Origin of the sequence: Bacteroides sp. 2_2_4, from assembly GCF_000157055.1 — a bacterium.
Classification (GTDB): Bacteria; Bacteroidota; Bacteroidia; order Bacteroidales; family Bacteroidaceae; genus Bacteroides; species Bacteroides ovatus.
The window spans coordinates 361,615-374,343 of record NZ_EQ973356.1; the positions used below are offsets into that span (position 1 = coordinate 361,615).

The window sequence follows — 12,729 nt, forward strand, 5'->3', positions numbered from 1 at the left end:
AGATAGAGATTTATTTACCTAAATCCTCCGTCAAAGAACAATTTTATTTGTACGAGACTACGCTGTTATTTCAAACAAAGAATTATATTTGCAAAAAACCGACTAACAATTCTGATACTTATGAAAATTTTATCTATCCATGATTTGGCAACAATCAGGAAGAGAGCAGAGCACAATCTTTCATTGCGCGAAGAAAGTAATGAAAAGGTGACTGAAAAGTGTTACGGACTGGCATCCGGTGCGCAACATCTTCAGATTCTGATCTGCGGTGGTACAGGCTGTAAGGCATCTTCCAGCCAGGGTATTACAGACAATCTTCTAAAAGCCATCCAAAAGAACGAAATCACCGACAAAGTAGAAGTCATCACCGTAGGCTGTTTCGGCTTCTGTGAAAAAGGTCCTATCGTGAAAATTATCCCCGATAATACCTTTTACACCCAAGTCACTCCCGAAGATGCGGAAGAAATCATCAACGAGCATATCATCGGAGGACGAAGAATCGAACGGTTGCTGTATGTAGATCCCAAAACGGAACATACCGTCAGCGACTCCAAGCACATGGATTTCTACCGGAAACAACTCCGCATCGCATTGCGTAACTGTGGTTTTATCGATCCCGAAAATATTGAAGAGTATATCGCCCGTGAAGGATACTTTGCATTGGCCGATTGCCTGCTTAACAAACAGCCGACGGACGTTATTGATATTATCAAACGTTCGGGACTTCGCGGACGTGGCGGTGGCGGTTTCCCGACGGGACTGAAATGGGAATTTGCCAACAAACAACAGTCAGATGTCAAATACGTGGTTTGTAACGCCGACGAAGGAGATCCCGGTGCATTCATGGACCGTTCCATTATGGAGGGCGATCCACATTCGATTGTAGAAGCGATGTGTGTCTGCGGTTATTCCATCGGGTCCACCAAAGGATTAGTATATATCCGTGCCGAATATCCGTTAGCTATCAACCGACTGAAAACAGCTATCAATCAGGCACGCGAATACGGATTACTGGGGGATCATATCTTAGGAACAGATTTCAGTTTCGACATAGAAATACGTTACGGAGCCGGAGCTTTTGTATGCGGAGAAGAAACTGCCCTTATTCATTCGATGGAAGGAAAACGGGGAGAGCCGACTCTGAAACCTCCCTTCCCTGCCGAATCCGGTTATCTGGGAAAACCAACCAATGTAAATAATGTGGAAACACTTGCCAATATTCCCATTATTCTAACCAAAGGAGCCGACTGGTTTGCAACGATTGGCACAGAACGTTCCAAAGGAACCAAAGTGTTTGCTCTTGCCGGAAAGATTAATAATGTAGGGCTGATCGAAGTGCCGATGGGAACTACTCTTCGGGAAGTAATCTACGAAATCGGAGGAGGTATCAAAGGCGGAAAGAAATTCAAAGCTGTACAAACAGGAGGACCGTCAGGCGGCTGTCTGACAGAAAAACATCTGGACACTCCCATTGACTTTGACAACCTTCTCTCGGCCGGTTCCATGATGGGTTCAGGAGGGATGATTGTCATGGATGAGGACGACTGCATGGTATCCGTAGCACGCTTTTATCTGGATTTTACAGTGGAAGAGTCCTGCGGGAAATGCACACCTTGCCGCATTGGAAACAAACGTCTGCTGGAACTACTGAACAAGATTACGGAAGGAAAAGGCACAGAAAAAGACCTGGACACACTTGCCACTTTGGGACAAGTCATCAAAGATACGGCCCTCTGCGGACTGGGACAAACCTCTCCGAATCCTGTTTTATCCACATTGGATAACTTCTACGATGAATATATGGAACACGTGCGGGATAAGACTTGTCGTTCCAAGCAATGTAAATCACTATTAACGTATACCATCAGTCCGGAACGTTGCATTGGTTGTCATCTATGCGCCAAAAACTGTCCGGCGGATGCTATCAGCGGGCTGGTGCGCAAGCCACATGTCATTGCTCCCGATAAATGTATCAAGTGCGGTATGTGCATGGCACGCTGCAAATTCAACGCTATTCTTGTCTGCTAAAATCGATTACTATGGAAGATAAACAAATCACACTCCAGATAGACGGTCATTTCATCACCGTCCCCGAAGGAAGTACCATCCTTGAAGCCGCCACGAAAATCGGCATCAACATACCGACCCTATGTCACATCGACCTGAAAGGCACCTGCATAAAGAACAATCCTGCTTCCTGTCGCATCTGCGTGGTCGAGGTTATAGGACGCCGCAATCTGGCTCCTGCCTGCGCTACCCGTTGCACGGAAGGAATGGTAGTGAAAACCAGTACGCTACGTGTGATGAACGCACGCAAAGTGGTAGCCGAACTTATCCTGTCGGATCATCCCAACGACTGTCTCACCTGCCCCAAATGTGGCAATTGCGAACTTCAGACATTAGCGCTACGCTTTAATATCCGCGAAATGCCTTTCAATGGAGGCGAGCTCTCTCCCCGCAAGCGGGAAATCACTGCCTCCATCGTGCGCAACATGGATAAATGTATTTTCTGTCGCCGCTGCGAAAGTGTCTGCAACGATGTTCAGACAGTCGGTGCGCTCGGTGCCATCCGTCGCGGATTCAACACGACGATAGCCCCTGCCTTTGACCGGATGATGACGGAAAGCGAATGTACCTATTGCGGACAATGCGTAGCTGTCTGTCCGGTGGGTGCACTGACCGAACGCGATTATACGAACCGTCTGCTCGACGACTTAGCCAACCCGGATAAAGTGGTGATTGTGCAAACAGCCCCTGCCGTACGTGCTGCCCTGGGCGAAGAATTCGGTTTTCCTCCCGGCACACTGGTAACCGGAAAAATGGTTTATGCCCTGCGTGAACTGGGATTCGACTATGTATTCGATACTGACTTTGCCGCCGACCTCACCATCATGGAAGAAGGATCGGAAATACTAAACCGTCTGACGCGCTATCTCAACGGAGATAAGTCCGTACGGTTACCTATCCTGACCTCCTGCTGTCCGGCATGGGTGAACTTCTTCGAACATCACTTCCCGGATATGCTGGACATTCCATCCACCGCCCGTTCACCGCAACAAATGTTCGGTTCTATCGCCAAATCCTATTGGGCGGAAAAGATGGGAATTCCCAGAGAAAAGCTGGTAGTTGTATCCATCATGCCCTGTCTGGCAAAGAAGTATGAATGTGCCCGCGATGAATTTAAAGTGAACGGTATTCCCGACGTAGATTATTCTATTTCCACCCGCGAACTGGCACGACTGATTAAACGCGCCAATATCGGCTTCCCGCTGGTACTGGACAGCCCGTTTGACAACCCTATGGGTGAGTCGACCGGTGCCGGCGTTATTTTCGGTACAACAGGTGGTGTAATGGAAGCCGCCCTCCGTTCTGTTTATGAAATCTATACCGGAGAATCTCTGAAAAATGTAAACTTCGAACAAGTACGCGGACTTAACGGTGTCCGGCGTGCTACCATCAACCTAAACGGATTTGAATTAAAAGTAGGCATCGCACACGGACTAGGCAACGCCCGCCATCTATTGGAAGACATACGGAACGGGCACAACGAATATCATGTAATCGAAATTATGGCTTGCCCCGGAGGTTGCATCGGAGGAGGCGGACAGCCGTTGCATCATGGCAACTCGGAAATATTGTATGCACGCGCCAACGCACTCTACCGCGAAGACGCCAACAAGCCTTTGCGCAAATCGCACGAGAATCCGTACATCAAGACCTTGTACGAAGAATATCTCGGCAAACCACTGGGCGAGATATCGGAAACGCTATTGCACACGCACTATTTCAACAAATCTATGGATTAACTTTAAACGAAGAGTATTATGTCAGATATAAAACTAGCCTGCGATGTGGCAGAACAAGTCCGAACGATTTGCGACAAGCACGGAAACAACCCGGGCGAACTAATCAATATTTTGCACGAAGCGCAACACCTGCACGGCTACCTGCCCGAAGAGATGCAACGCATCATCGCTTCCAAACTCAATATCCCCGTATCGAAAGTATATGGAGTGGTCACCTTCTATACCTTCTTCACCATGACCCCGAAAGGGAAACATCCCATCTCCGTCTGCATGGGTACGGCATGTTACGTGCGCGGCTCCGAGAAGTTGCTCGAAGAATTCAAACGCGTACTAGGCATCGAAGTCGGCGAAACCACACCGGATGGAAAATTCTCATTGGACTGCCTGCGCTGCGTAGGTGCCTGCGGACTGGCTCCGGTAGTGATGATTGGCGAGAAAGTGTACGGAAGATTGCAACCGATAGATGTGAAGAAGATTATCGAGGAGTTGGAATAAATGTCCGGAATAAAAAGCGGCTACTTTGAAAAATCAAGGCAGCCGCTTTCAAACATTTTTTTAACAACAAACAAAAAAGCGGAGAGAACGAGATTCGAACTCGTGATACCCTTTAGGGGTATACACGCTTTCCAGGCGTGCCTCTTCAACCACTCGAGCACCTCTCCTTATAATTACCAACTAGAGAACAACTCTCTATAAAAACAGAAAGCAGCAAAAAGCTGCTTTCTAGCGGAGAGACAGGGATTCGAACCCCGGGTACCTCGCGGTACAACGGTTTTCAAGACCGCCGCAATCGACCACTCTGCCACCTCTCCAAAACTTCTTTATCAGAAGTGCTTTTTGTTAAAAGCGGTGCAAAGGTACAACTCTTTTTTTAATACGCAAATATTTTTAAGACAAAAAATTCGGAAATATTTTCTGCATAAACGATGAAGACCGTGAAAGTAGTCTATTTACCGCTCGCAAATTTATTCTCATATTTCTTTTGTATATTTGCTTTTTATGCATATCTTCGCCCTGTTTTCACGGCAAAATAAACATATTATAAGCGAAAAACAACATGAGAAGTATATTTAAGGTAAGTATTCTTTTTCTTTGCCTGCTCACACATTCCTTTTTATCGGCTGGCAACCTGCCCGAAAAAAATATAAAACATATTCTGATTATTAGTGCTTATGCTGATTCTAACCCATGGAGTAACAGTTTCATTACTCCCATCGTTACGATGGCCTCACAAGACAGCACCATAGGAGTTTATACCATCAACTTGAAAATGTTTGCAGTGCAGAAGAATTCGGTAAATGTAGAGAAGTTTGAAGAAGGTATATGTGAGAAGCTTCCCCAATACACTCCTAAAATGGTGGTATTTATAGGAAATGCCAGTTTCGTATTTTGCGATAACCTGAATAAGATATGGCCGGACATTCCCATGTTGTTATGTGGTGAACGAGACTACACGGGGCCCGACAGTCTCATCATTGAGGCTCACCCACTCACTCCACAACAGCGGATTCCAATCAGCGACCTGCAAAAGACAATGAACCTGACCATGATGCATGCAAAACTCTACATGGAGGAAAACCTGCAACTTATGAAACAACTCATTCCTCAAATGAAGAAGGTGATTTATATAGCTGACGGTACCTATATGTGCCAGCAAAACAATTATGACCTCTCAACTATTATCAAAGAAAAATACCCGGAACTGGATTATCAGCTTATCTCGGCAGAAGACACTTCCACCGACAGTCTCTTCGCAATTCTTAATCAACAGAATCCACGTACTACCGGACTTATATTTTCTTCCTGGCTACGTAGAAAAGACTATGAAGACAACCTTGTGATGACCACCAACTCACACCGCATCATAGCCACTTCGCCTGTCCCTTTGTTCTCATTCAGAAAAGTAGGAATACAGGAAGAAGGGGGAATCGTAGGCGGCTATATCTATAATGAAAAGAAGTATATCGACCGGATGCTAAAGACCATCAAGGATATACTCCACGGACAGCAACCACGTTACACCCCAATCTATCATGCCGAGGATGCAACACCCATATTTAATTATCAATCCTTAATTCAGCGCAACCTCGACCCGAAACGTTGTCCCGATAATACGATCTTCTATAACGCTCCTCCCACCTTTTGGGAGAAATACGAATACACAATTATTGGAATCGCCTGCCTAGTTATTCTATTATTACTATTTTTCCAGTACCATCGCGTGCGTGTACTCGAAAAGATGAAGCGTATCCAACACAAAGAACTGGAAAGCACCGGTAAATATTATAATATTATCAACAACATGCCTATCCTCTACATGGTGGAAGAACTTATAAAGAATGATGACGGGCGGATTGTAGACACGATGTATGTAGACGTAAACAAGCATTTCGAAAAGAAATTCTTCGAAAAGCACCAAATTATCGGTAAGCGGGGAAGTGAAATATTCCCAGAATCACTGCCACAATTTCTGCATTTCATGAATATCGCTTTAAAGGAAAAACGTTCCATTACCTTTTCTTATTATTATAAAGAGATAGACACTTTCTACGACGTAGTAGTAAATGCCAGTAATGACGGACGCTTCATGGACGTATTCTGCATGGACAGTACAGAGTTGCATCATGCCCAAATGCAAATGCGTTCCATCAATCACAAACTGTCTATGGCACTCGACATAGCCAATATCATCCCTTGGAAATGGGATTTAAAGACACATACCATCCATTATGATGTAAACAAGGCACTAAGCAACGAGAATCAAGAAATAAACGACGAACAACTATCCATGTCCGACGAACAGTATTTCGCAAAAATACACGCAGAAGACCTCCCTAAAGTGAAAGAAATATGCACCAATTTCATAACGGGACACTGCAAAAAAGCCAAATTGGAATATCGCGTTCTCAATAATGTGAATGGAGCGAAACGAATAGACTGGATAGAGACCCAGATCGCAATAGACAGTTATGACGAAAACGGACAGCCGAAACTCTGATAGGTTCTTCTCTAACCATCACCGACCGGAAGAATATGGAAATTGATTTGATTTCCGCCAAGAACCGGGCAGAAGAATCCAACCGTTTGAAATCTGCTTTCCTTGCCAACATGAGCCACGAAATCCGCACACCGCTCAACGCCATTGTCGGATTTTCCGGAATATTGGCATCCACCGAAGAGGAGGAGGAAAAACGAGAGTATGTCAGCATCATCGAAAACAATAACACCTTGCTTTTACAACTCATCAGCGATATTCTCGACCTCTCGAAGATTGAAGCCGGTACTATGGACTTTCTCTATACAGACTTCGAACTAAACAAGGTAATGGAAGAGCTGGAACAGTCGTTACGCCTAAAACTATCCCCCGACAGAGAAGTCACGCTTACACTCACAACTCCGCAACCGGAATGTTATATTCATGCCGAACGTAACCGAATTTCACAAATCATCATCAATTTGGTAACAAACGCCATCAAATTCACAGAAACAGGTAGCATACATTTCGGCTATGAAATACGCGAAAAAGAGATACTTTATTTCTATGTGACCGATACCGGATGCGGTATTTCAGAAGACAAGCAAGAAAGTGTTTTCGGACGCTTCGTCAAGCTGAACAGCTTTGTACAAGGCACAGGCCTGGGACTTTCCATTTGCCAAACCCTCATCCAGCAGATGGGAGGTGAAATCGGCGTACATTCAAAAACAGGCAAAGGATCTACATTCTGGTTCACTCTCTCTTACCATCCTACGCTTCAAGCACCGCAACAGGAAGCAGCAGAAGAACCTGTTAAAATCAAGAAGCAGAAAATCTGTATTCTGGTGGCAGAAGACCATAGCAGCAACTACCGTTTGATAGAGTCCATCCTCAAGAAAGACTACAACTTAGTACATGCCTGGAATGGAGAAGAAGCAGTAACCTTGTTTAAAGAGCACAATCCGCAGCTTATCCTGATGGACATCAACATGCCAGTGATGGACGGATACGAGGCTACCAAAGAAATACGCAAATACTCCCAACGGGTTCCCATCATAGCCGTCACGGCTTTTGCCTATGCCTCGGACGAGCAGAGAGTGATGGAAAACGGATTTGACGCTTATATGCCTAAGCCAATTAACGCCAATCAACTGAAAGGACAAATTTCATCCATACTGATGAAACATATCACTTTTATGTAGCCATAAGAAGTCATTTCCAAAGAATAGCAATATCTAGGTATTTTATGTTGAAAAGCATAAAATAGAGCATATTTATGCTGATTATATGAAAAAACGTTGTAACTTTGTGCGCTCTAAAGAAAAGGATAACTACAACCTCTAATTTTATCATTTATGGAATTAAATAAGATCTTTAAAGACGGTCTTTGGAGCACAGAAATCAACGTAAGAGATTTCGTTAGTCACAACATCACTCCGTATTATGGAGATGCTTCTTTCCTCGAAGGACCTACCGAACGCACTAAAGCTGTATGGAACCGCTGCCTCGAAGCACTGGCAGAAGAAAGAGCCAATAACGGAGTACGCTCACTGGATAATGTCACCGTCTCAACCATCACTTCTCATAAAGCCGGATATATCGACAAAGAAAACGAACTGATCGTCGGTCTGCAAACAGACGAACTTCTGAAACGTGCAATCAAACCTTTCGGAGGTATCAACGTGGTGAGCAAAGCCTGCCATGAAAACGGCGTGGAAGTGGACGACCGTGTAAAAGATATATTCACTCACTACCGCAAGACGCACAATGACGGAGTATTTGACGTATATACCGAAGAAATCCGTTCGTTCCGTTCTCTGGGATTCCTCACCGGACTTCCTGACAACTATGCCCGCGGACGTATCATCGGCGACTACCGCCGTATGGCTCTCTATGGTATCGACCGACTGATTGAGGCAAAAAAAGAAGATTTGCGTAACCTTACCGGTCCGATGACCGAAGCCCGCATCCGCCTGCGCGAAGAAGTGGCAGAGCAAATCAAGGCATTGAAGGACATGAAGGTAATGGGCGAATACTACGGACTCGACTTGAGCCGTCCTGCCTACACCGCACAAGAAGCAGTACAATGGGTGTACATGGCTTACCTTGCTGCCGTAAAAGAACAAGACGGTGCTGCCATGTCACTAGGTAACGTCTCTTCGTTCCTCGACATTTATATGGAATATGAATTGAGCAAAGGAACCATCACAGAATCTTTCGCACAGGAGCTGATCGACCAGTTTGTCATCAAACTGCGTATGGTGCGCCACCTGCGTATGCAATCTTACAACGACATCTTTGCCGGCGACCCGACATGGGTAACCGAATCTCTGGGCGGACGCCTCAACGACGGACGCACCAAGGTGACAAAGACTTCTTTCCGCTTCCTGCAAACACTCTACAACCTCGGCCCTTCACCGGAACCGAACCTGACTGTATTGTGGAGCTCGGAACTGCCGGAAGGATTCAAAGAATTCTGCGCAAAAGTATCTATCGACACTTCTTCCATCCAATATGAAAACGACGACCTGATGCGTGAAGTACGCCAGTCTGACGACTACGGAATCGCGTGCTGCGTATCTTATCAGGAAATCGGAAAACAAATCCAGTTCTTCGGCGCACGTTGCAACCTGGCTAAAGCCCTGCTGCTTGCCATCAACGGCGGACGTTGCGAAAACACCGGCACGGTAATGGTGAAAAACATCCCCGTACTAACCAGCGACACACTGAACTTCGAAGAAGTAATGAGCAACTACAAGAAGGTATTGACAGAAATCGCCCGTGTTTACAACGAAGCGATGAACATCATCCATTATATGCATGATAAGTATTACTACGAAAAAGCCCAAATGGCTCTTGTAGATACCAACCCGCGCATCAACCTTGCTTACGGTGTAGCCGGACTTTCTATCGCCCTCGATTCACTGTCGGCCATCAAATATGCCAAAGTGACTGCACGCCGCAATGACATCGGTCTGACAGAAGGTTTCGATATTCAAGGCGAATTCCCTTGCTTCGGTAATGACAACGACAAGGTAGACCACCTGGGTGTTGACCTGGTCTATTTCTTCAGCGAAGAATTGAAGAAACTTCCGGTTTACAAAAATGCCCGTCCTACTCTGTCTTTGCTCACCATCACTTCCAACGTGATGTATGGCAAGAAAACAGGTGCTACTCCCGACGGACGCGCCAAAGGTGTCGCTTTTGCTCCGGGAGCCAACCCGATGCACGGACGTGACAAGAACGGTGCTATCGCCTCTTTGAGTTCCGTAGCGAAATTGCGTTACCGCGACTCACAAGACGGTATCAGCAACACCTTCTCCATCGTTCCGAAATCACTGGGAGCTACTGAAGAGGATCGCGTAGAAAATCTGGTGACAATGATGGATGGTTACTTCACCAAAGGCGCTCACCACTTGAACGTAAATGTGCTGAACCGTGAGATGCTTTACGACGCCATGGAGCATCCGGAAAAATATCCGCAGCTTACCATCCGTGTTTCCGGTTATGCCGTAAACTTCGTGAAGTTGAGCCGCGAACATCAATTGGAAGTAATCAGCCGTAGCTTCCACGAACGTATGTAATCAGATCTACTCAATATGACGATAAACGTACATTCATACGAAAGTATGGGAACATTCGACGGGCCGGGCTTACGGCTCGTCGTTTTTCTTCAAGGATGCAATTTCCGCTGCCTGTATTGTGCCAATCCCGACACGATAGCCGGAAAAGGAGGTACACCTACCCCACCGGAAGAAATCGTCCGCATGGCTATGAGCCAACGTCCTTTTTTCGGGAAACGCGGAGGAGTCACTTTCTCCGGAGGAGAACCTACGTTTCAGGCCAAAGCACTGGTTCCCCTGGTGCGTGAACTGAAAGAAAAGGGAATACATGTATGCATAGACAGCAACGGCGGTATCTGGAACGAAGAAGTAGAAGAACTTTTCAAACTGACGGATCTTGTATTGCTGGATATTAAAGAGTTCAATCCGGCACGCCATCAGGCACTGACCGGAAGAAGTAACGAGCAAACCATCCGCACGGCAGCATGGCTGGAAGAAAACGAGAAACCTTTCTGGCTGCGTTATGTATTAGTGCCCGGATACAGCGATTTCGAAGAAGACATCCGCCGTTTAGGAGAGGCTCTGGGAAAATATAAGATGGTGCAACGAGTGGAAATCCTGCCTTATCATACATTAGGCGTACATAAGTATGAAGCGATGGAGCAGGAATACAAACTGAAAGACGTAAAAGAAAATACCCCCGAACAACTTGAAAAAGCCGCGGAGGTATTTAAAGAGTATTTCACTACTGTGGTGGTCAATTAGTTGAAGAAGTTGAGAATTGAGAGTTAACTATGCAGTATAACAGTGCGCAGCCAACTCTCAACTCTCCATTCTCAACTCTCAAATTCTTCAATCACCTCAAAACAGGGACATTCTTTGATCCGTTCCCAGGGGTCTACAATTCCGTTGTAGTTGGTGTCAGGGCTCAAGTCCCGGTGACCGACCACCTTTGCATCCGGATAACGCTGCAACAACTCGCTTACCAGACGATGCATCGCCTCTTTCTGGCGGGAAGTACGTGTATCCGCTGCCTTTCCGTTCTCATCCAGCCCGCCTTCATAGCACACCCCTAAACTAATCGCATTAAAACCGCGTGCATGAGCACCCACCGTATCTTCATCCCTCATCGGTTCTATCTGTCCCGACTTGCGGATATAATAATGATACCCCCAACACGAAAAGCCCCGAAAGCGATGGGCAGTGTCCACATCCTTCGCCGTGAAGTCGCGATCGACACGGGTAGCAGAGCAGTGAATCACAATCAGACTAATCTTTCTCATCGTCCTTCTCCCTTTCCGTCGTTTTCACATTACACACTTCCTTATGGGTAGCATTGAAGCGCACCTCTCTCACAATTCTGTTCCGCTTTCTTTTTCCGAAGAAAGGCACAAGGAACATGATTACATCCAAAATCTTAGTTACAATTTCTTTCATTTGATCTAATATTAAAGTTATCATGCTGCCGGATCCGGAGCTTCTCCGCTTCCACCACCGTCTGAACCGCCACCGGAACCTTTGTCATCGTCTTCTCCTTCATTGCCGCTACCGCCCGTTTGGGCCACCGCACGCGTCGTTACTTGCTGGTAGCTAAGAATCTTCGTGATGTCCGCCAACGTCTTTCCGGGACGGAAAATAATATGGGCAGCCGTAATCAGCGAACTTGAAAACTCCTTGACCGACACAGCTCCTTCACTGTTCAACCCGATCTGCAAACTGCCCAAATCACCCAGCCGGACTATTCTTCCCGCTTTCAACGCACGCTTCGCCTCATAAAGAATACCCGAAATGGCGGCACGCACATCTGTCTCCGTACAGGTAGACCGACTGGTGATTCCCTCGCACAACTCTTCAAAATCCAACTCTCCCGAAGCCTGTGCCTGCGCGTAATACTTTGCCGACTCATCCTTTTTGGCAGGATTCTTGCGCGGCACTACTGAATAAGTTACTGTCATTGCCATAATAAAATAATTTTAAATTTTCATACATTTCGAGCGCGTTCCTTATTTGTTAACGACATAAAGATAACACATTTTTCACCCTCCGGATTCCCCAACGAAGTTTCCTGATATTCTATGAATAATAATGACGTTATTCTTTTAATAAACCATTAATTTTCAGTAACTTTATAGCATAAACCAAACATCATTCATCATGTATTATCCGGATCAGCCGTTTCATATCCGCACTTATAAAAAGTCGGAACTAGCTCATCTTTACAACCCCAACGTATGCCTCAAAGTAGCCTTACAAATACTACGTCGTTGGATTGTCTACAACCTTCCGCTCCTGCAAGAACTCGAACAAGAAGGCTATCGTGCCCGCAACCGCCTTCTCTCTCCCCGGCAAGTGGCAACGATCATACGCTATTTGGGAGAACCCTAGG

At 46.0% G+C, this 12,729-nt stretch carries 9 protein-coding genes, 2 tRNA genes and 1 pseudogene; 7 read left to right on the forward strand and 5 right to left on the reverse strand.

The window, feature by feature from the left end:
- Positions 1-120: 120 nt before the first annotated feature.
- Genes nuoF through nuoE form a run of 3 tightly spaced genes read left to right on the forward strand, consistent with a single transcriptional unit; the run spans position 121 to position 4,301 of the window.
- On the forward strand, positions 121-2,028 hold the full coding sequence (gene nuoF, locus BSCG_RS22760) for an NADH-quinone oxidoreductase subunit NuoF (RefSeq protein WP_008774971.1): 1,908 nt from the start codon (positions 121-123) through the stop codon (positions 2,026-2,028).
- Between the two features lie 11 nt (positions 2,029-2,039).
- Positions 2,040-3,806, forward strand: a complete 1,767-nt coding sequence (locus tag BSCG_RS22755) for an NADH-dependent [FeFe] hydrogenase, group A6 (RefSeq protein WP_008774972.1) — start codon at positions 2,040-2,042, stop codon at positions 3,804-3,806.
- Positions 3,807-3,824: 18 nt separating this feature from the next.
- Positions 3,825-4,301, forward strand: a complete 477-nt coding sequence (gene nuoE / locus BSCG_RS22750) for an NADH-quinone oxidoreductase subunit NuoE (protein WP_008021615.1) — start codon at positions 3,825-3,827, stop codon at positions 4,299-4,301.
- A 79-nt stretch (positions 4,302-4,380) separates the two neighbouring features.
- Here nuoE and BSCG_RS22745 read toward each other — a convergent pair.
- Together BSCG_RS22745 and BSCG_RS22740 are read right to left on the reverse strand one after the other, a co-directional pair.
- Positions 4,381-4,468: transfer RNA gene (locus tag BSCG_RS22745), tRNA-Ser, on the reverse strand.
- A gap of 65 nt (positions 4,469-4,533) precedes the next feature.
- Positions 4,534-4,618, reverse strand: a tRNA-Ser gene (locus tag BSCG_RS22740).
- A 245-nt stretch (positions 4,619-4,863) separates the two neighbouring features.
- Between BSCG_RS22740 and BSCG_RS22735 the strand changes: the two are divergent.
- The 3 genes and pseudogenes from BSCG_RS22735 to pflA all read left to right on the forward strand — a co-directional run bounded on the left by BSCG_RS22735 (position 4,864) and on the right by pflA (position 11,108).
- Positions 4,864-7,982: pseudogene (locus BSCG_RS22735) on the forward strand (response regulator).
- A 153-nt stretch (positions 7,983-8,135) separates the two neighbouring features.
- A complete protein-coding gene (gene pflB, locus BSCG_RS22730) occupies positions 8,136-10,364 on the forward strand; it encodes a formate C-acetyltransferase (RefSeq protein ID WP_008774974.1) in 2,229 nt (742 codons plus the stop codon).
- 15 nt (positions 10,365-10,379) lie between these two features.
- Positions 10,380-11,108 carry a pyruvate formate-lyase-activating protein gene (pflA, locus tag BSCG_RS22725; RefSeq protein WP_004308786.1) on the forward strand — a complete coding sequence of 243 codons (729 nt, stop codon included), beginning with the start codon at positions 10,380-10,382 and terminating at the stop codon, positions 11,106-11,108.
- Between the two features lie 71 nt (positions 11,109-11,179).
- Here the strand turns inward: pflA and BSCG_RS22720 are convergent, their stop codons facing one another.
- Genes BSCG_RS22720 through BSCG_RS22710 form a run of 3 tightly spaced genes read right to left on the reverse strand, consistent with a single transcriptional unit; the run spans position 11,180 to position 12,304 of the window.
- A complete protein-coding gene (locus BSCG_RS22720) occupies positions 11,180-11,626 on the reverse strand; it encodes an N-acetylmuramoyl-L-alanine amidase (protein WP_008774975.1) in 447 nt (148 codons plus the stop codon).
- Positions 11,613-11,804: a hypothetical protein gene (locus BSCG_RS22715; protein ID WP_004302306.1), complete on the reverse strand. Its 192-nt coding sequence runs from the start codon at positions 11,802-11,804 to the stop codon at positions 11,613-11,615. Before BSCG_RS22715 ends, BSCG_RS22720 begins: the two co-directional genes overlap by 14 nt.
- Entirely contained in the window at positions 11,801-12,304 is a 504-nt protein-coding gene (locus BSCG_RS22710; RefSeq protein WP_004305836.1) for an HU family DNA-binding protein, read from the reverse strand. Before BSCG_RS22710 ends, BSCG_RS22715 begins: the two co-directional genes overlap by 4 nt.
- 193 nt (positions 12,305-12,497) lie before the next feature.
- Here BSCG_RS22710 and BSCG_RS22705 point away from each other — a divergent pair, with 193 nt between their 5' ends.
- A complete protein-coding gene (locus BSCG_RS22705) occupies positions 12,498-12,728 on the forward strand; it encodes a DUF4248 domain-containing protein (RefSeq protein WP_004305834.1) in 231 nt (76 codons plus the stop codon).
- The last annotated feature ends 1 nt before the right edge of the window (position 12,729 follow it).